The 18264-nt window shown below is 69.2% G+C and carries 19 protein-coding genes; 14 read left to right on the plus strand and 5 right to left on the minus strand.

What is annotated here, in order from left to right:
• Nucleotides 1-44: 44 nt before the first annotated feature.
• A complete protein-coding gene (locus BJ972_RS12125; protein ID WP_129172209.1) occupies nucleotides 45-944 on the plus strand; it encodes a glycine betaine ABC transporter substrate-binding protein in 900 nt (299 codons plus the stop codon).
• On the opposite strand, the gene BJ972_RS12130 is transcribed toward BJ972_RS12125, so the two are convergent.
• Nucleotides 934-1959, minus strand: a complete 1026-nt coding sequence (locus tag BJ972_RS12130) for an alpha/beta fold hydrolase (protein ID WP_129172208.1) — start codon at nucleotides 1957-1959, stop codon at nucleotides 934-936. The two genes, BJ972_RS12125 and BJ972_RS12130, sit on opposite strands and share 11 nt — an antisense overlap.
• Nucleotides 1960-2174: 215 nt before the next feature.
• On the opposite strand from BJ972_RS12130, the gene rpmB reads away from it, so the two are divergent.
• The 10 genes from rpmB (at nucleotide 2175) to BJ972_RS12180 (ending at nucleotide 8314) form a co-directional block, all read left to right on the plus strand.
• Nucleotides 2175-2411, plus strand: coding sequence for a 50S ribosomal protein L28 (gene rpmB / locus BJ972_RS12135; RefSeq protein WP_129172207.1), 237 nt, complete (start codon nucleotides 2175-2177; stop codon nucleotides 2409-2411).
• Complete coding sequence (gene rpmG / locus BJ972_RS12140; protein ID WP_089916186.1) at nucleotides 2411-2578, plus strand: 50S ribosomal protein L33; 168 nt, start codon at nucleotides 2411-2413, stop codon at nucleotides 2576-2578. Before rpmB ends, rpmG begins: the two co-directional genes overlap by 1 nt.
• A 4-nt stretch (nucleotides 2579-2582) precedes the next feature.
• A complete protein-coding gene (gene rpsN, locus BJ972_RS12145; protein WP_129172206.1) occupies nucleotides 2583-2888 on the plus strand; it encodes a 30S ribosomal protein S14 in 306 nt (101 codons plus the stop codon).
• A 267-nt stretch (nucleotides 2889-3155) separates the two neighbouring features.
• Nucleotides 3156-3443 (plus strand): HU family DNA-binding protein, encoded by a 288-nt coding sequence (locus tag BJ972_RS12150; protein WP_129172205.1) that lies wholly within the window; start codon nucleotides 3156-3158, stop codon nucleotides 3441-3443.
• A gap of 134 nt (nucleotides 3444-3577) precedes the next feature.
• Nucleotides 3578-4141, plus strand: coding sequence for a hypothetical protein (locus BJ972_RS12155; protein ID WP_129172204.1), 564 nt, complete (start codon nucleotides 3578-3580; stop codon nucleotides 4139-4141).
• Nucleotide 4142: 1 nt separating this feature from the next.
• Nucleotides 4143-4469, plus strand: a complete 327-nt coding sequence (locus BJ972_RS12160; protein ID WP_129172203.1) for a hypothetical protein — start codon at nucleotides 4143-4145, stop codon at nucleotides 4467-4469.
• Nucleotides 4466-5257 (plus strand): hypothetical protein, encoded by a 792-nt coding sequence (locus BJ972_RS12165; RefSeq protein WP_129172202.1) that lies wholly within the window; start codon nucleotides 4466-4468, stop codon nucleotides 5255-5257. Before BJ972_RS12160 ends, BJ972_RS12165 begins: the two co-directional genes overlap by 4 nt.
• Nucleotides 5254-5979 carry an Rv0361 family membrane protein gene (locus tag BJ972_RS12170; protein WP_164989847.1) on the plus strand — a complete coding sequence of 242 codons (726 nt, stop codon included), beginning with the start codon at nucleotides 5254-5256 and terminating at the stop codon, nucleotides 5977-5979. Before BJ972_RS12165 ends, BJ972_RS12170 begins: the two co-directional genes overlap by 4 nt.
• Nucleotides 5976-6272 carry a WXG100 family type VII secretion target gene (locus BJ972_RS12175; protein WP_129172200.1) on the plus strand — a complete coding sequence of 99 codons (297 nt, stop codon included), beginning with the start codon at nucleotides 5976-5978 and terminating at the stop codon, nucleotides 6270-6272. Before BJ972_RS12170 ends, BJ972_RS12175 begins: the two co-directional genes overlap by 4 nt.
• A 53-nt stretch (nucleotides 6273-6325) precedes the next feature.
• Entirely contained in the window at nucleotides 6326-8314 is a 1989-nt protein-coding gene (locus BJ972_RS12180) for a bifunctional copper resistance protein CopD/cytochrome c oxidase assembly protein (RefSeq protein WP_179419949.1), read from the plus strand.
• On the opposite strand, the gene BJ972_RS12185 is transcribed toward BJ972_RS12180, so the two are convergent.
• Nucleotides 8311-9342, minus strand: coding sequence for a LacI family DNA-binding transcriptional regulator (locus BJ972_RS12185; RefSeq protein ID WP_129172199.1), 1032 nt, complete (start codon nucleotides 9340-9342; stop codon nucleotides 8311-8313). The two genes, BJ972_RS12180 and BJ972_RS12185, sit on opposite strands and share 4 nt — an antisense overlap.
• 232 nt (nucleotides 9343-9574) lie before the next feature.
• On the opposite strand from BJ972_RS12185, the gene BJ972_RS12190 reads away from it, so the two are divergent.
• Nucleotides 9575-13099: a right-handed parallel beta-helix repeat-containing protein gene (locus BJ972_RS12190; RefSeq protein ID WP_241830711.1), complete on the plus strand. Its 3525-nt coding sequence runs from the start codon at nucleotides 9575-9577 to the stop codon at nucleotides 13097-13099.
• 308 nt (nucleotides 13100-13407) lie between these two features.
• On the opposite strand, the gene BJ972_RS12195 is transcribed toward BJ972_RS12190, so the two are convergent.
• On the minus strand, nucleotides 13408-14457 hold the full coding sequence (locus BJ972_RS12195) for a hypothetical protein (protein WP_129172197.1): 1050 nt from the start codon (nucleotides 14455-14457) through the stop codon (nucleotides 13408-13410).
• A gap of 72 nt (nucleotides 14458-14529) precedes the next feature.
• Here BJ972_RS12195 and BJ972_RS12200 point away from each other — a divergent pair, with 72 nt between their 5' ends.
• The gene (locus tag BJ972_RS12200) at nucleotides 14530-15840 is read left to right on the plus strand and encodes an ATP-dependent DNA helicase (protein WP_129172196.1); all 1311 of its coding nucleotides are present in this window, start codon (nucleotides 14530-14532) and stop codon (nucleotides 15838-15840) included.
• Between the two features lie 21 nt (nucleotides 15841-15861).
• Here BJ972_RS12200 and BJ972_RS12205 read toward each other — a convergent pair whose 3' ends face one another.
• Together BJ972_RS12205 and BJ972_RS12210 are read right to left on the minus strand one after the other, a co-directional pair.
• Nucleotides 15862-16320 (minus strand): hypothetical protein, encoded by a 459-nt coding sequence (locus tag BJ972_RS12205; protein ID WP_129172195.1) that lies wholly within the window; start codon nucleotides 16318-16320, stop codon nucleotides 15862-15864.
• 64 nt (nucleotides 16321-16384) lie between these two features.
• A complete protein-coding gene (locus tag BJ972_RS12210; RefSeq protein ID WP_129172194.1) occupies nucleotides 16385-16792 on the minus strand; it encodes a DUF4383 domain-containing protein in 408 nt (135 codons plus the stop codon).
• A 149-nt stretch (nucleotides 16793-16941) separates the two neighbouring features.
• Between BJ972_RS12210 and BJ972_RS12215 the strand changes: the two genes are divergently transcribed.
• Entirely contained in the window at nucleotides 16942-18222 is a 1281-nt protein-coding gene (locus tag BJ972_RS12215; protein ID WP_129172193.1) for a serine hydrolase domain-containing protein, read from the plus strand.
• Nucleotides 18223-18264 lie beyond the last annotated feature (42 nt).

Raw genomic sequence — 18264 nt, forward strand, 5'->3', positions numbered from 1 at the left:
GACCCTGCCCGCGAACATCCAATCGACACCACCGAGAGGAAACAATGAAGAAGCGCAGCACACTCTCCATCGCCGCGATCGCGATGGCAGCAACGCTCGGACTCGCCGGATGCGCGAGCGACGGCAACGCCGGAGGCGACAACGCCGAGGGCGGCGAGAAGATGGACATCACCCTCGCCGTGTTCAACGGCTGGGACGAAGGCATCGCCACGAGCTGGCTCTGGAAGGCCATCCTCGAAGAGAAGGGCTACTCGGTCGAGCTCGAATTCGCCGACGTCGCGCCCGTGTTCGAGGGTCTCTCCTCGGGCGACTACGACTTCACGACCGACATCTGGCTGCCGGGCACCCACAAGGAGTACCTCGAAACCTACGGCGACGAGATCGAAGAGCTCGGCGCCTGGAACGACGAGTCGAAGCTCACGATCGCCGTGAACGAAGACGCTCCCATCGACTCGCTCGACGAGCTCGCGGCCAACGCCGACCTCTTCAACAACCGCATCGTCGGCATCGAGCCGGGCGCGGGCCTCACGGGCGCCGTCGAGAACGCTGTCATCCCCGACTACGGCCTCGAGGGCATGGAGTTCCTCACGTCGTCGACCGCCGCGATGCTCACCGAGCTGACCGCCGCGACCGACGCCGGCGAGAACATCGTCGTCACGCTGTGGGAGCCGCACTGGGCCTACGGCGCCTTCCCCATCAAGAACCTCGAAGACCCCGAGGGCGCGCTCGGCGGCACCGAGACCATCTCGAGCTACGGCAGCACGCAGTTCGTCGAGAACTCGCCGCAGGCGGCCGAGTGGCTGTCGAACTTTAAGATGGACCTCGACACGCTCTACTCGCTCGAGAACGCCATGTTCGTCGAGTACGAGGGCAGCGACTACGCCCCGATCGTCGCCGACTGGATCGCCGACAACCAGGAGTGGGTCGACTCCCTCACCTCGTAAGGCTGACGCCTGAACGAACGGATGCCGCGTGCGATTCACTCGCACGCGGCATCCGTTGTCTGTTGCCGGGGGCGGCGACGCGCGCGAGGGCGTCGAGCACGGCGACGGGCTGCTCGATCGGCGCGAAGTGGCCGGCCTCGTCGAGCACGGTCGCGCGGAACCGGGGGATCTCGGCGGCGAGACGCACGTCGTCGCTCGCGTGCAGGAACACGTCGCGTCGCCCGTGCAGCGACTCGACCGCGCACGTGATGGAGCGCCAGTAGTCGCCGCTCGCGTGGGCGGCGTCGGCGGCGCCGAGCACGAAGCTCGTGGGGCGCACGTCGGTCGCGATGGCGCGCACCGCGCTCGCATCGACCCGCAGCGGATGACGGAAGAGCGGTGACACCGCGAGGCGAAGGAGGCCGAGCCGGTCGAGCACCCGCACGAAGCGGCGACCGCCGCGTTCGTTCCGCGCGAGCACGCGCATGACCGCGAGCAGTCCCGTGAACGCGGGCACGAGGCGGAGGCCCCGCAGCGGGCGGCGCACGCCCTCGATCACGGCGTGCGTCGTCGGCGAGACGGCGACGACGCCGCGCGTGGCCGAGGTCTCGCGGGCCGCGAGCTGCAGCCCGATGAACCCGCCCGACGAGTGGCCGACGACGATCCAGCGCTCGTACCCGAGGGCCCGGGCGATCTCGGCGACGACGCGCACGAGCGCATCGACGGTGAACTCGCGGCCGACGGGCCGCGGCGTCGCGCCCCAGCCCGGCAGGTCGGGGATGACGACGTCGCCGAGCAGGCTCGTCCTGCCGGCCGCGCGTCGCTCGCGATCGGCCGCGAGCAGCGGGGTCCACGTCGTCCACGAGCCGGCGGCCCCGTGCAAGAGGATGACGGCGGTGCCCCGATCACGCGCGAGACGCTCGCGCCGGTAGTGCACGCTCACGCGGCCGAGGCTCGTCGGAACGGCGTGCGTCGCGAGGCCGAACTCGGCGGCATCCGTCGAGACGGGGAACGGCATGTAAGAGGACTCGGCCATGCAGGGTATTCGTCACCGAGCCGCGACCGGATGGCGCGCGTGAGTCGCGTGTTTGGCGACACGCCGGGGATGACGTAGACTCGACGTTTGGCTGAGCGCGTCCACCGCTCGAGCCGTTGACATGATCCCCTCCTTCTCACGAATGAGCGGCGTCATGTCTGCCGACAAGAGATCTTGGGAGAGGCAATTCCGCCTCTCGGTATTGGAGGAGAACCATGGCAGCAGTCTGCCAAGTGACCGGCGCCGTTCCCGGCTTCGGGCACAACATTTCGCACTCGCACCGTCGTACGAAGCGCCGCTTCGACCCGAACGTGCAGAAGAAGACCTACTACGTGCCCTCGCTGCGTCGTAACATCACCCTCAACGTGTCCGCCAAGGGCATCAAGGTGATCGACGCTCGCGGAATCGAAGCAGTCGTCAAGTCAATCCAGGCTCGTGGGGTGAAGCTCTAATGGCTAAGCAGCAGGACATTCGTCCCATCATCAAGCTCCGTTCGACGGCGGGAACCGGGTACACCTACGTGACCCGCAAGAACCGTCGCAACGACCCTGACCGTCTCGTGCTCAAGAAGTACGACCCCGTTGTGCGCAAGCACGTCGACTTCCGAGAGGAGCGCTAAACACATGGCTAAGAAGAGCAAGATCGCCCGTAACGAGCAGCGCAAGGTGGTCGTCGACCGCTACGCCGCCAAGCGACTGGAGCTGAAGAAGGCTCTCATCGACCCGAACGGCACCGACGAGTCGCGTGAGGCAGCGCGCAAGGGGCTGCAGAAGCTCCCCCGCAACGCCTCGCCGATCCGCGTCCGCTCGCGCGACGCCATCGACGGCCGCCCCCGTGGTGTCCTCACGAAGTTCGGCGTCTCGCGCGTCCGCTTCCGTGAGATGGCTCACCGCGGCGAGCTGCCCGGCATCACGAAGTCGAGCTGGTAAATCAGTTCTGATCAGGGGGATCTCCTTCGGGAGGTCCCCCTTTTCGTGTCTCTACCGGCCGTTTTTCGCCCCGCCGCCCCCGTTCGGGGCGTCATCTGGCGTGACACGCCGGTGTGAAAGGGCTCGAAAAGCCCGTAAATCCGCGTGTTTCCGGGGAACTCTGCTACATTCAAGGCGGTCGATCAGGCCACCCGGAGCTCACGATGTGGCGCTCCGGACACCCAAGAAAAGCTGTATCAAACAGTGATGGTCCGAGGAGGACACTCAATGGCTGACAAGTCGCTTAACAAGACCGAGCTCGTCGCGAAGATCGCCGCATCGACCGGCCAGAGCCAGGCCACCGTCGACGCCGTCATCGGCGGTCTCTTCGAGGCGCTCTCCGAGTCGGTTGCCGCTGGCACCAAGGTCTCGATCCCGGGCTGGCTCGCTGTCGAGCGCACGCACCGCGCTGCCCGCACGGGCCGCAACCCCCAGACCGGCGCCACCATCGAGATCCCCGCCGGCTACTCGGTCAAGGTCTCGGCTGGTTCGAAGCTCAAGGCTGCCGCCAAGTAGTCTTCGCACAACTCGCGCCACGGGCGCCGGCTTCGGCCGGCGCCCGTTCGTGGTTTCCGGGCTCATCGTTTCGATAGGGTGATCGTGAACCCTGAACGGGGGTGCGGCGGGGGCCGCAGGCGAAGGGGGAGTTCGTGACCGAGCGGGATCGCTGGGTGGCCGACCTCGAGGCTCTGGCCGACGAGGGTCGCGCTCTCGAGGAGCGTTCACGGCAGGTCGCCGAGCAGTTCGCCGCCCTCATTCCTGCGCCTGCCGTCGATGTCGCCGTCGAGCTGGACGACGAGGGCATCATCACGGCCGTCACGATCGGCGACGAGGCGAAGGATGTCGATCACGACGCACTCGTCGGGGCGATCAACATCGCCGTGTCGACCGCGAGCTGCGCGCGTCGTGCGCGTCTACTGGAAGCGAGGGGCGCGGCTTTCCCCGTCGAGCTGCCGCCCGCGTTCGACCTCTCGATGTTCATCGGGTCGCTCGCGCGCGGCGAGGCACTCGAGCCCCAGCGCATCAGCAACGACCTGTCGACCGTGACCGCGCTCGTCTTCATGGGAGAGGTCGGGGCCGTCGAGCTCGACGAGAACTGGGTGAGCCAGACACCGCTCGGTCGCGTCGGCGACGAGATCGCGCGCGTGGCGCGCATCGCGGCGGAGCGCAACCGCGGTCATACGAACGCGTCCGATGCCGGGGAGGGGCACTGACATGAGCGATACCGATGTCGACGTCGAGATTCTCGCGGCGGATGCCACGGGGCGGTGGGCGCCCTGGCGCGATCGCCTGACCCAGATCGGTGAGGCGATCCCCGTCGATCCGCCCGCCAACGACTTCTCGCTCATACCGGGAGCCGGCGATGTGGCCGCGGCCTACGCGCGGGCGGCCGAGCGCCTCCGCACGTACATCGGCGAGGGCGCGGTGGCCTTCCAGAGGTTCTACGACATGATCGACGAGACGTGCGTCGAGTACCTCGAAGACGAGGGAGTGTCCGAAGCCGAGATCGCGGCGTTCCGGCAGAGAGCGGGTCTCGAATGAGCTACGTCGACGATGCCCAGAACGCCATCCAGGAGTCGTGCACCGAGGCGCTCAACGAGCTGCGGCGCATGAAGCAGAACGCCCCGGCGAACGTGCGTCGCGCCGTCGAGGCGCTCGTCACGATCTGGCGGGTGCCGCCGCCGGCCGACCAGCTGCTCATCGATCAGATGGTCAACCTCCTGCTTCCCCAGGTCTACGACTACCTCCGCTTCAGCGAGCAGCTGAACCACGCGTTCATCCGGGGTGCCGACATGCTCGGCAGCCCCGACACGCTGCGCGCCACCGCCGAGGCCCTCAGCACGGTCGGCGGCGACGCCCGCAACCTCGCCGCCGAGGTCACGAAGCAGAACCTGCCCGGAATGGACCCGGCCAACTGGGCGAACAGCTGGGGCTACGAGGCGGCCTTCGAGCCGCAGCCGGGCGCCGTGCTGCGCGTCGACGACTTCGCCACGACGCTCGCGGCGGCACTCGGGGCCATGGCTGACGCCATCGAGAAGTTCTACGTCGAGGCGGCGCTCGTCGCGGTCGGCGGCACGACGGCCTACGTCGGCCTCGTCGGGGCGATCACCGGCGTCGCGCTGTGCTTCACGGGCGGTGGCGCGATCGCGGGTCTGCCGATGGCGATCATCGGCTCGATCACCGCTCTGCTCGGGGCGGTGAGCGCGATCCTCGCCCTCGCGAGCATGACCCTCGGCACCTTCCAGAGCGTCAACAACCAGATCTCCGCCCTCGAGGGTTCGGGCGTCAACAGCGGACAGACGGAGACGTGGCCGTCGCCGGGCGTATGACCTCGCTCACGGGGCGGCAACGCACCGCGATCGGTGTCGTCGTCGTGCTCGCCGTGCTTCTCGCGGCAGCCGTCATCGTCGCCATCAGCCTCATCGCCTCGCTCAGCTCGGAGCGCCCCTCACCCGTGCCGCTCGCCGAGCGCTACGTCACCGCCCTCGCGAACGGCGATGCGACCGAGGCGGCCCGGCTCGACGGGCACGATTCGGCCGACGAGCCGTTCCTCTCGGACGACGCGCTCGGCTCCGCGGAACGCATCACCGAGGCATCCGTCGAGGGATACCAGTACGCGGGCGACGCGGCGACGGCGACCGTGCGCTTCACCCTCGACGGTGAACAGCACACGGCCGAGATCGGCTTCGTGTGGCAGGACGACGCGTGGGTCATCGACGAGGGGCTCGCCTCGGCCTTCTCCGTCACGGGCGGTGTGCAGTCGCCGAGCGACTACGCCCTGCCCTTTGAGATCGGCGGCGTCGTCGCACCCGACGAGTCCGGCGAGCCGGTGTTCGGCCTCGATCGCACCTATCTCGTCTACCCCGGCGTCTACGACGTCGACCTGCTGATCGACCCGGCGACCATCGTCGACATCACGGTCGACCCGGCCCTCGCCTCCGATACGACCGGCGAGCCGGTGCGATTCACGGCTTTGCCCGGCGCGGCCGAGACACGCATGATCGTGCGCCTCACCGAGCCGCCGGTCTCCGACACGGAAGGAACATCATGAGCCAGCGACTCGTGCGCCGCTTCGGCCAGCTCGACGGCCTCGTCACTCTGCTCGACACGTCGCACTCCGACATCCGCACCGCTCTCGACGAGCTCGACGCGCGCGTCTCCGAGCTGCGCGGGGCGTGGACGGGCGACGCGACCGACGCCTACGCGCGGGCGCACGCCGAGTGGGAGGAGGCGCTCGCCGAACTCGGCGACGTGCTCGCCGACGCTGCCCGTGTGATCCAGACCACCGCCGAGCGCGGTCGCCGCACCGAGGAGCGCATCGCCGCGAAGTGGGGCGCGCGCTGAGCCGTGACGCGACGCGGGCATTCCGGCCGCTCACGCCCGGTTAAGCTTGTGAGGTGAATCGGTCGGTACGGGTGTTCGGGCCCAGCATTCTGCTGGTCTTCGCCGTCGTCGCGGCCATCGCCGCCCTCAGCTTCGGAGGCGGTGCCGAAGCGCAGGCCCTGCGTGACCCGGGCGCCCTCATCCGCTGGGGTCTGCCGCTCTCGAAGCTCATCGTCAACGTGTCGGCCGCCGGCACGATCGGCGCCCTCGTGCTCGCGTGCTTCGCGCTCACCCCGAAGAAGCGGGAGTTCGATCTCGCGCTCGACGTCGCTGCGGCATCCGCGGCGCTGCTCACCGTCTCGTCGGCGGTCACGGGCTTCTTCTCGTTCCAGCTCATCACGGGCCGGCCGCTCACGTTCGACGACGCCTTCGGCGCGTCGCTCGGTCAGTTCCTCACGCAGATCGAACCGGGTCGCGCGTGGCTCATCACGACGCTCGTCGCCGCGGCCGTCACGGTGCTGTGCTTCGCGGTGCGCAACCACACGGCCCTCGTCTTCGTGACCGTGCTCGCCGTGCTCGCGCTCGTGCCCATGGCGCAGCAGGGTCACTCGGCCGGTGCGGCGGGGCACGACGCGGCCATCACGTCGCTCGGCCTGCACCTCGTCTTCGCGGCCGTCTGGCTCGGCGGTCTGCTCACGATCGTGCTGCTGAAGTCGCGCCTCGACGGCGACCGCCTGGGCATCGTGCTCGCACGCTACTCGAGCGTCGCGCTCATCTCGTTCATCGTCGTCGCGATCTCGGGCTACGCCAACGCGGCGCTCCGCATCGGCACCCTCGACGAACTCGGCAGCCCCTACGGCATCCTCGTCATCGTGAAGGTCGTGGCCCTCGTCGCCCTCGGTCTCTTCGGCGCCGTGCAGCGCCGCTGGATCATCAGCCGACTCGTCGCGAAGACCGAGAAGGGCCCGGCCGCGTCATCCGCCGGCTCCCGCTTCTTCTGGCTGCTCGTCGTGTCGGAGCTCGCGTTCATGGGCATCGCCTCGGGCGTCGCGGCGGCGCTCGCCCGCACGGCCACGCCCGTCGACGAAACGGTCGACACGTCGGTGCTCACGCCCGCCGAGATCCTCACGGGTGAGCCGCTGCCGCCCGCGCCCGAGGCGATCAACTACTTCACGCAGTGGAACATCGACCTCATCTGGCTGTTCGCGTGCGCCTTCGGCATCTTCTTCTATCTCGCGGGCGTCTGGCGTCTGCGTCGTCGCGGCGACACCTGGCCGATCTACCGCACGGTGCTCTGGGTGCTCGGCCTCGTCGTGCTGTTCTACCTGACCAACGGCGGCGTGAACGTCTACGAGAAGTACCTCTTCTCGGCGCACATGCTCGGCCACATGGGCCTCACGATGGCCGTGCCCGTGCTGCTCGTGCCCGGAGCGCCCGTGACGCTCGCGATGCGCGCGATCAAGGCGCGGAAGGACGGCAGCCGCGGCGGCCGCGAGTGGATCCTGCTCGCCGTGCACTCGAAGTTCGCGTCGATCATCGCGAATCCGCTCGTCGCCGCCGGCCTCTTCGCCGCGTCGCTCTGGATCTTCTACTACACGCCGCTCTTCCGCTGGACGATGACCGACCACATCGGGCACGAGTGGATGATCGCGCACTTCCTCATCGTCGGCTACCTGTTCGTTCAGTCGCTCATCGGCATCGACCCCGTGCCGTACCGGCTGCCGTTCCCGTTCCGACTCGTGCTGCTGCTCGGCACGATGGCTTTCCACGCGTTCTTCGGCCTCGCGATCATGGTCGGCACGGGCCTCCTGCTCTCCGACTGGTACGGCGCGATGGGCTGGGGCATCGACGCGCTCGCCGATCAGCAGTTCGGCGGCGGTATCGCGTGGTCGGTCGGTGAGATCCCGACGGTCGCGCTCGCGATCACGGTGGCGATCCAGTGGTCGCGGAGCGACGAGAAGGAGTCGCGCCGCCGCGACCGGCACGCCGATCGCACGGGCGAGGCCGAGCTCGAGGAATACAACGCGCGCCTGCAGGCGATCTCCGACCGCGACCGGCGCTAAGAGCTGGGCGCCGTCGACTCGCGTTCGACGATGACGTTCGGGATGACTTCGGCGACGTCATCCAGGGCTTCGCCCCCGAGGTGCGCCATCATGCGCTCGGCCATGCGTCGCCCCGTCGCGCCGGGGTCTTGACGCACGGTCGTGAGGGTCGGGCGGATGCGGGTCGCCCAGGGTGAATCGTCGAAACCGACGACGGCGATGTCGGCGGGAACCGTGAGGCCCGCGGCGTGGATCGCGTCGATCGCTCCGGCCGCGAGGGCGTCGGACGCGGCGACGACACCGTCGATCGGCTCGCCCCGCTCGAGGAGTTCACGCATCGCGGCGGTTCCCGCCTCGACCGACCACTCAGCGGCGGCGATCGAGAGGCGGGGGTCGTAGGCGGCCCCGCGGGCGTCCACGAAGCCGCCGTGACGGAGGCGGGCGGCGGGCATGGGCGCGGGCCCGGCGATCTCGGCGAGGCGGGTGCGGCCGCTGTCGGCGAGCAGGCGTGTGATCGCCCTGCTGCCGCCGGCGTTGTCGGTGTCGACCGAGGGCAGACCGACCGGCAGCTCGGGTGCGCTCGCGGTGATCGCGGGAATGGTCGAGCGGGCGATCGCCTCGGCGACGGGGTCGTCGTCGCGCATGGCGACGAGCAGGGCGCCGTCGACGAAGCCCCCGATGATGAGATCGACGATGCGCTCGGCGGCCTCGTCGCTCTCGATGATGACGAGGAGCATCTGGTACCCCTCGGCCGAGAGGGTCTTGTTCGCGGCGGCGGCCATCGCGCTCAGGTTCGAGTCGGCGAAGAAGAACTCGCTGTACTCGCGCACGACGAACGCGACGGCACGCGTCGACTGCGTGACGAGCGAGCGGGCCGTGCGGTTAGGCGTGTAGTTGACCGAGCGGATGGCGGCCTCGATGGCTTCCGCCGAGGCCTGTGACACGTAGGCGCGCTTGTTCAGATAGCGCGAGACGGTCGCGTGCGAGATACCGGCGACCCGGGCGACGTCGTGCACGGTGGCGCGGCGTTTGGGGTTCGGTGTCGTCATCTCTCCGGCTTTCGTGAGGCTAGCGGCCAGAGTCTACGGCAGTGCGTTTCGCGCACCTGTGTTAGTCTCTGGCTCACGACTGTACACGTGTACAGAGACGGCGCTCGAACGCCGACGCGATGACGAAGAACTCGATGTGGAGGTCTACATGGACAGGGAACGCCTGCGAACGGATCGGTCGCCGCGTGCGGCCGGGCGAGTCAAACTCGCCGCACTGGCAGGGGCGATAGTGATGCTCGCGGGAGCGGCATCGTGGGCCGGAGCAGCTCCGGCATTCGCCGAGCCGGCCGTTTCAGACGCGAACGCGGCGTACCACTTCGTGGACTGCGCGGCACCGGGTGGCGGCGACGGAAGCATCGATGCTCCGTGGAATTCGCTCACCGCCGTCGCGAACCACGGCTTCGAGCCGGGCGATCGCATCCTCTTCCAGCGTGGATCGACGTGCCGTGGCGCGCTCACCACCACGGGCAGCGGCACCGCCGACGCGCCCATTGTCATCGACGCCTACGGCGACATCGAGGCCGGCCTCCCCGTCATCGCGGGCGGCGGCGTGCGCGACACCATCCTGCTGAAGAACCAGCAGCACTGGGAGATCCGCAACCTCGAGATCACCAACACCGACACGTCGAACCCCTACACGCAGGCCCGTCGCGGCGTCACCGTGCTGAACGTCGACCAGGGTCAGCTCAGCCACATCCGTCTCGAGAACCTCTACATCCACGACGTCTACGGCGAGGGCAAGAAGGACCTGGGCGGCTCCGGCGCGATCCAGCTCGAGGTCGACACCCTCGACGGCTCGACCCGCTCGTGGTTCGACGACGTCGTCATCTCGAACAACCGCATCGAGAACGTCAACCGCTCGGGCATCAACATGTCGACTGTGTGGAAGTGCCGCGCCGAGATGGCCTGGGACTCGCCCTGCGACCCGCGCCAGCCGAGCGCCCGCCCCTTCACCCCGTCGACCGGCCTCATGATCCGCGGCAACTCGCTCAGCGGCGTCGGCGGCGACGGCATCGTCGTGCAGATGAACGACGGCGCGATCGTCGAGTCGAACTACCTCGAAGACGGCTCCAACCGCGACAACTCGCACAACGCCGGCATCTGGGTGTGGAACTCCGACAACACGCTCTTCCAGTACAACGTCGTCACGAACTCGCAGAAGATCAACCAGAACGACGGCACCGCGTGGGACGCCGACTACGGCTCCCGCAACACCGTCTTCCAGTACAACCTGAGCTACGACAACGCCGGTGGCGGCATGTTCTACTGCGGCTGCGGCAACTGGAAGATCGAAGGTCTCGGCTTCGCGACCGACGCGACCTACCGCTACAACATCTCCGTCGGTGACGGCATCGCGGCCGAGCTCGCGAACATCCCCGGCAACGTCAACACCGAGCGCTTCCAGTTCCTCTCGGGCGTGACCGACTCGTCGTCGTACAACAACACGATCGTCATCCCGACGGCCGCGCGCGAGGGCCAGTACAAGCTCAACGGCACGAACGACACCGGCAACGGACTGCTGCTCGCGAACAACCTCTTCGTCACGTCGAAGGAGATCGCTCCCGACACCTACGACTCGGCGACGAACGTGCTCACGTGGCTCAACAACGCCTTCTCGGGGCCCGCCTCGAACTGGCCCGCGGGAACCGGCAACGTCGAGGTGGGTGAGCAGCTGCTGACGGATGTCGGTGGCGAGAGCACCCTCGAGGCCTTCCGTTCGACGGCGGAGACGCTCGCGAACGCGGGGCAGATCATCGCCCCGGCCGGCACGTACGACATCCAGGGCAACCCGGTCGTCTCGAGCTGCGCCCCCGACATCGGAGCGTTCCAGTTCTCAGGCGCGGGCGACGACTGCGCCGCCGCGTGGAACGACCGCGTCGTTCCCGCCGGCGACGCCGTCGAGATCCCCGTCCGCGCCAACGCGACGCTCCGCGTCTCGGGCACGACGACCGGAACCCTCTCGGTCACGAACGCCGCGGGCCTCGCCCACGTCGCGACGGATGACGGCGACGGAACGGTCTCGGCCATCGTGCGCACCTCGACGGATGCCGCACCCGTGCTCACCGTGCAGTGCGACGCCGGCTGCGAGGGCGTCTCGGTCACCGACGCGAGCGACGACATGATCGACGGCTCGTTCGAGTCGAAGAAGAACTCGCCCTGGTACCTCGACCCGTGGAACAGCTGGGCGAGCCCGTGGAGTGGCACGCAGAACCAGCGCAACCGTCAGGTCGCCGAGCTGCGCACCACGACGACGGTCGCCGCCGGCACCCTCGGTGCCCGTGTCACGGCCGCCGAGCCGCGTCTCGCGCAGGACAACATCCCCGTGCAGGCGGGCGGCGAGTACCGCATCTCCGCGTGGGTTCGCGGTGCCGATGTCTCCGCTCCGGTGACGGTGACGCTCCGCCCGTTCGTCGACAACGTCGTGGTCAACGCTCCGTTCGAGGAGTTCACCGTCGCGGGCGGCGACCTCGTCGCACTCGACGAACGCTTCACGATGCCGGCCGACGTCGACGCCGTGTCCATCCTCATCACGCAGGCGGGTCTGTCGGGTGGCGCCGAGGCGCACCTCGACAACCTCACCCTGACGCGTGCCGACTCGGCTCCGGCCGTGACGCGTGCACCGGTCGACGTGACCGTCACCGAGGGTGACGTCGCCGCGTTCCTGGCGAACTTCAGCGGCAACGACGTTCCCGCCGTCGAGTGGCAGCGTCTCGTCGACGATGAGTGGCAGCCCGTGAGTGCTGAGCGCTGGGGTGGCTCGACGACCGTCATCCGCACCGATCGTCTCGCTCTCGACGCCGTGACCCTCGCCGATTCGGGTGCGCAGTTCCGTGCCGTCGCGGCGAACTCGTCGGGCACGGCAGCGACCGAGCCCGTGACGCTCACCGTGGTGGCGGCCCCCGTGGCCCCGACCGCGACCGTCGAGGCACCGGAGTTCGTCGTCGCGGGTGCCGAGGCTGCGGCCACGGCGACCGTCGCCGGTGCACCCGCACCGACCGTGCAGTGGCAGCGTTCGGCCGATGGTGAGTCGTGGACCGACATCGCCGACGCGACCGACGTGACGCTCGACCTCTCGGCGATCGGTGAGGCCGGAGACGTCGTGCACCTGCGCGCCGTCGCGACGAACGCCTTCGGCTCGGTCGAGAGCGCTCCCGTCGTCGTCACCGTGCTCGGCGCGGCGAGCCTCACCGTGTCGCCCGAGAGCGCCGCGGCCGGCTCCGACGTGACCGTCACGGGAACGGGCGCACGCCCGGGCGATGAGGTCACCGTCGCGATCGCGACCGCCGACGAGGCACGCGTCGCCGCGGCCGCCGCAGCGACGACGACCGCGGATGACGCGGGCTCGTTCGAGCTCACGCTCGCGATTCCTGCCGACGCCGTGCTCGGAGCGACCGAGCTCGTCGCCACCGGTGCCGCGAGCGGCGAGATCGCGCGTGCCGCGTTCGAGATCGTCGCGGCCGAGCCCGGTGAGCCCGGTGAGCCCGGAGAACCTGGCGAGCCCGGCGAGCCCGGCGAGCCCGGTGAACCCGGTGAACCCGGTGAACCGAGCGAGCCCGGCGAGCCCGGCACGCCCGGCCCGGGTCAGCCCGGTCAGCCGAACGACGGCGGAACGACGCCCGGCGGATCGCAGCCCGGTTCGCCGCTCGCGACCGCGGGTGCCGAGGTGATGCCGTACCTCGGTGCTGCACTCCTCGCCCTGCTCGCCGGAGGTCTCCTCGTGCTGCTGCGTCGCCGCCGCACGTCGACCACCGACTGACACCCGGCACTCCCTGAGCGGGGATCGCGCATGCTTCGGCGGCGCGGTCCCCGCTTCGCTGTGCGCCGTGTTCCACCGGCCCCAGGCATCCCCCACCCCCAGACATCCCGCGGGAAGTGCCGGCCTTCGTAGGGGAACGGGTCGTGTGTAGGCCCACGCCGCTTCGAATCGCCTACACAGCGGCCGAAAGCCTACAAACGCTGGGGTGGCGACCGGGAGTGGGGTGCGGCGCGGGGGCAGCGCCGGGGTGCGGCGCGAGGGTGCGGCGCGAGGGTGCGGCGAGGGCGCACAGCCCCGGATGCCGGTGGCTAGGTGATCTCGATGGCGAGGGAGACGCCGTCGGGCTTGATGCGCACGGTGAGACCCATGACGATGGGGCGGTCTTCCTCGAGCTGCTCGATGTCGCCGTCGAAGAGCGACTGCACCTCGACAGAGATGTGGGCGGTGCCCTCGGTCGCGGGCATGACGAAGGCGTCCTCGCCGGGGGTGAGGGTTACGACGGGGTTGGTGACGATCGTCCAGACGGGTTCGCTGCGGATGCGGTCGTCGATCGCGATGCCGAACGGGCACCCGGCGGGCTGCAGAACCTGCTGCGTCGTGCACTGCGCGAGGTACTCGTCGATCTCGGACTGCACCTGCGACACGAACTCGGTGGTCGGCTGCAGGTCGATGATCGCCTCGGAGGGCTCGCCGACGGCGACGGAGAGGTCGACGGGTGCGGCCTTGAGCAGCGTCGACTCGTAGCCGAGCTCGTATTCGGCGGGGGCGACGACGAGATACGGCGCCGACTGCGAGAACGCCTTGAGTTCATCGCCCGACTTCGTCGCCCGGGTGTCGAGGTCGAGCGATCCGACTGAGAAGAGTGCGCCGTGCTGCACGGTGACGTTGATGACGCTGAGCGGGCTCTCGGTGAACGACCAGCTGTCGAGCACGCCCCACAGGCGTTCGAGGGGGCTCACGGTGAAGGTCGACTCGGTGATCGATGACCCGAGGCGGTAGCTCGCCGTGACGGTGTGGTCGCCGTTCTCCTCCGCGACGTCGCTCACGATGCGGACGTCCTTCGGGCCCGTCGAGATGACACCCGCGCGCAGCATGGCGACGGAGGTGTCGGCGGGCAGGCCGCGCTCCTCGAGCTCGGCGTCGGAGAGCGCGACGCCGGGGATCTCGAGGATCTGGCTGATCTGGTCGCGTGAGATGGCCTCGAGGTAGCGCTGCACGAACATCGACGATCCGTAGACCGTCATGTTGAGAGCGCCGATCGTGGCGATGAAGGCGCCGACGAGCACGAGGGTGAGTGCGCTCCAGCCGACGATCGGCAGCGCGAGTGATCGCTTGACCCTGCTCTCCCCGCTCTGCACGCCACAATTCTAGGCGGACGGCCCTGTGAAGAGCCGAGGCGGCGGCCCGGGGGCCTCGTAGAATCGACAGCGATGACCTCCGTGACTCTGACTCCCGAGCAGGCCGCTGTCTTCGCGGCCATCGAGGGCACGCGCGAGCACGTCTTCGTGACCGGCCGCGCCGGTACGGGTAAGTCGACGCTCCTGAACCACCTCAACTGGAACACGTCGAAGCAGATCGTCATCTGCGCCCCCACGGGCGTCGCGGCGCTCAACGTCGGCGGCCAGACGATCCACTCGCTCTTCCGTCTGCCGATCGGTCTCATCGCCGACCACGAGATCGAGCAGAACGACGCGGTCAAGAAGATCCTCAACGCGATGGACACCCTCGTGATCGACGAGGTGTCGATGGTCAACGCCGACCTCGTCGATGCGATCGACCGGTCGCTCCGCCAGGCCCGCCAGCGCAAGAACGAGCCGTTCGGCGGCGTGCAGGTCGTGCTCTTCGGCGATCCGTACCAACTCGCTCCCGTGCCCGGAGACCAGGCCGAGCGCGCCTACTTCGCCGATTCGTACCGCTCGATGTGGTTCTTCGACGCGCGCGTGTGGGCCGAGACGGGCCTCCGCATCTTCGAGCTCGGGCAGATCCACCGCCAGAAGGACCGCACGTTCACGCACATGCTGAACGCCGTGCGGCACGGGCAGGTCACGGCCGAGATCGGCGGGCACCTGAACGCCGTCGGCGGTCGCCGTCCGCTTCCCGAGAGCGGTGCGATCACGCTCGCGACGCGCAACGACTCGGTCAACCGCATCAACGCGGCGGCTCTCCGCCGGCTGCCGGGCAAGTCGAAGTCGAACCCCGCCGACATCGCGGGCGACTTCGGAGGCCGCGCGTACCCGGCCGACGAGAAGCTCGAGCTCAAGCTCGGCGCCCAGGTCATGTTCCTGCGGAACGACACGGGCTCCCCCGGCGAGCCGCCCCGCTGGGTGAACGGCACGATCGGCGAGATCACGCGCCTCGACCGCATCGTGAAGGTCGCGATCGACGGCGAGGAGCACGAGGTCGAGCCGGCCACCTGGGAGAAGCACAAGTACACGTGGAACTCGGCGCAGAAGAAGCTGACGAAGGACATCGTCGCCGAGTTCACGCAGTATCCGCTGCGTCTCGCGTGGGCCGTCACGATCCACAAGTCGCAGGGCGCGAGCTACGACACCGCGATCATCGACCTCGGCCAGCGGGTGTTCAGCCCGGGCCAGACGTACGTCGCGCTCAGCCGGCTCACGTCGCTCGAGGGCCTCTACCTCGAGCGGCCGCTGCGGCCGAGCGACATCATCGTCGACGAGAACGTCGAGAGGTTCATGTCGCTCGCCGAGCGCGAGATCGCTGAACTGCCCGCACCCTGACGGGTACGGGCAGTCGCGAGGTCAGTGTCCGGAGTGCACGTCGCCGTGCAGCTGACCGTGCGGAACGGCGAGGCCTCCCGCTTCGGTGAGTGCGAGCGCCGGGGTCGCGATGCCCGAGGCGATGAGGCCGCCGAGCACGAGGCCCGCGATCGCGCGGCCCGGGCCGACCTCCCGACGCGTCGCGCCGGAACGGTCGCGCCGCAGGGCGAGAGCCGCCGACGCCGCGATCACGACGTTGAAGACGGATGCCGCGAGCAGAGGGATGACGGGCACACCGTCATCCGCCGTCAGGGCCGCGAGTGCGGCGAGGATCGGAAGGATCGCGGATGCCGCGAGCGTCGTGCGGGGCAGGATCACGCGCCCCGCACGGAGGGACAGGATTCCCCACGCGAGCTCGGCGAGCCCGGCGAGGAGGAAGAGGACGAGGAGCAGGGGAACACCCTCGCCGCCGGCCACCCCGGCGGCGAGGGCGAAATGCACCAGTGCTGCTCCTAATGCTGCGATGGAGGGCCAGCTTCTGGTCATGAGCGAGTTCCCCCGTCGCTCACGCAGTCGCGAGTCGGCCGGAGCGCTCGGAGCCGAGCGAGACTCCGAGGAGCACGATGGCGCTCGCGAGGTGCAGGAAGTGGTCGAACGTGTTCAGCGCGAGGATGTTGAGAGCCGTGCCCGCGATGAAGAAGCCGACGATTCCGAGCAGCAGGTACGCCGCTCCGATGATGCCGTTGGTGGTCTTCGCCGCTCGCGCGCTCGACAGACCGGCGATGAGCAGTGCCGCACCGATCAGCAGGTGGGCCACGTTGTGCAGCGGGTTGACCTCGAAGATTCCGAGGAGCAGACCACCCTTCGTGGCGATGAAGTCGACGCCGCCGGTCACGGCGAAGCCGAGAAGCCCGACGAGCAGGTAGACGGCGCCGAAGATGACGCCGACGAGACGGTTAGGTGAAGTACGCATCGGAGTGCCTCCTTGTCGTGCACGGAGTTTCCGTGACGGGAGGGGATTCGGAGGAAGCTTGATATCGGATTGGTAGCGGTTGTGTATCTGCCCAGAGTCCGCGGGGGGTGCGCCGGTAGACTCGGGGCGGTAGGTACGTAGGGGGCTTCGTGACCGGATTGTTCAGAGGTGTCGGACGATCGTTGGCCGCGGGCGCTTCGATCGCCGTCGTGGTGGCGTTGACCGCCTGCACGACCGAGGCGTCGGTCGCCACACTGCCCTACGAGCAGGTCGACGGCGCATTGCCGGAGGCGACCACCGAGCAGCTCGACGCGATCCTCGCCGAGGCCATGGGCCTTGCGAAGGCGAGCGGTGCCATCGCCGGCGTGTGGGCTCCGTGGGCGGGCGAGTGGACGACCGCGGTCGGCACCGACGGCACGGATGACGGTGCAGCGCCTCTCACGACCGACACCCCGTTCCGGATCGGAACGCAGTCGGAGTCCTTCGCGTGCGCCGTACTCCTCTCTCTCGTCGACGACGGGAAGGTCGAACTCTCCGATCCCGTCGTCGAGTACGTCGACCGGGTTCCCGGCCTCGACGGCATCACCCTCGGTCAGCTCTGTCACCACACGTCGGGTCTCGGCGACTACTACGGCGCGCTCAAGCAGACCCTCGTCGACAACCCCGCGCGCAACTGGCCGCAGGGCGAGGTGCTCGCGAGCGGGCTCGCGAGCACGCGGACGGGTGCGCCGGGTGAGGGGTACGCGGCGTCGCGTACCGATGCCGTGCTCCTGGCGCTCGCTCTCGAGCAAGCGACGGGCACGAGCTACGCGCGACTCGTCGACCAGTACATCGCCGATCCGCTGCAGTTGGACCACACCACCCTTCCTTCGGGATCGACTCCGCCCGTCGCGCTCGGCGGATGGGTCGCGGCGCGCGGTGCCGACGGCGCTCCGATCTGCGATGCGATGCACGACATGTCGACGCTGTCGACGTCGGGCGGCGGGCCCGCGGCGGGCATGGTGTCGACGCTCGACGACATGCGCACGTGGTCGCAGGCGAGCGCGTCCGGCGTGCTCGTCTCCGAGTCGACCGCGTCCGACCAGTGGGCCGGGGCCGTCGCGATGGGGCCGGATGCTCCGTCGTGGAAGAACCGTGCGCTCGGCGCCGATGTCTACGGCCCCGTCCGCGGCTGGGTCGGTGAGGTTCCGGGCACGCTGTCGGCGTCGTTCACCGAGCCGAAGACCGGACTCACCGTCGTCGTCGCACTCGACAACTCGACGGCCGGCCCGGCATTCGTGCAGCAGCTCGCCTTCGCGCTCGCCTCGATCGGTGCGCGCGTCGCTCCCGAGGCCGGCGGGCAGCCGCCGCTCATCGCACTGCCGTGGTCGGTCGATCAGGCGCTCGCCGCGATGCGCGCCCTCGAGGTCTGCGCGCCGCCCGCGGCCTGACGTTTCACGGAATGCTCGCAGCGCGCGAGCGTTATCGTTCAG

This window comes from Agromyces atrinae, assembly GCF_013407835.1.
Classification (GTDB): domain Bacteria; phylum Actinomycetota; class Actinomycetes; order Actinomycetales; family Microbacteriaceae; genus Agromyces; species Agromyces atrinae.